Here is a 735-nt window from a genome sequence, read left to right as displayed (position 1 = left end):
TATCGGAGACGAAGCGATTGATTACCCTAAAGTTGAAAGACCGGATTTTGTCTTAACCCTTAGTCAAGAAGCCTATAAAAAGTATGGACTGCATCTGAGTGAAGAGGCAGTCTTGATTGTCGATAATTCCCAGGTTACAGAAGTTAAGCCGCGCAGTAACAATTTTTATTCGTTGCCAATCACGAAAACTGCCCGTACGCAATTTGGTTCCGAACAAAGCGCTAATGTCGTGGCTTTGGGAGTTGTGGCTTCATTAAGTGGGGAAATTCCTTGGGAGAATGTTTTGCAGGCTGTCCGGCAACGGGCTCCTAAAGGAACGGCGGAACGAAACATCAAAGCTCTAGAATTAGGGTGGCAAATGGGACTGGAAGCTGGAGTAAAGCAAGAAACTAGACATTGTCAAAACGAAGGTGATGAGCAGTGGCGGAATTAATGAATTGGGACTGGACCAAGCAGGATTTAACCAGCTTAACGGAAAGCCTAGCGGCCGTTTTATTAGAGGAGTGGGGCGGGCCTAGAAGTCCTCTTGCTCTTAAATATATCAATGAAACGATTATTCCGGATCTGGTCTATTGTTTTTGTAATAATGCAGACTTACTGACGAATTCGACCTTTGCTGAGATTATTCAATGGAAATTAAAAAACCAGTTTGCTAACCCTTCCGCGGTCGTCGTGGATTTAGCTAAAGACTTACTAAAACCAGCCCAAAAGATCATCAATCGTCCACAAATTACG

General features: G+C 43.7%; 1 protein-coding gene and 1 pseudogene. Both read left to right on the top strand.

Annotation, left to right across the window (positions count from 1 at the left end; genetic code table 11):
- On the top strand, positions 1-433 hold a 433-nt coding region (locus ACYQ3Q_RS28335; protein ID WP_459931728.1), incomplete at its 5' end, for a 2-oxoacid:acceptor oxidoreductase family protein.
- Positions 421-735 (top strand): annotated as a pseudogene (locus ACYQ3Q_RS28330) (HEAT repeat domain-containing protein); the annotation flags it as partial. The gene ACYQ3Q_RS28335 and the pseudogene ACYQ3Q_RS28330, both read left to right, overlap by 13 nt.

The organism is Desulfosporosinus burensis, from assembly GCF_054657535.1.
This window is presented reverse-complemented; position numbering and strand designations above follow the sequence as displayed.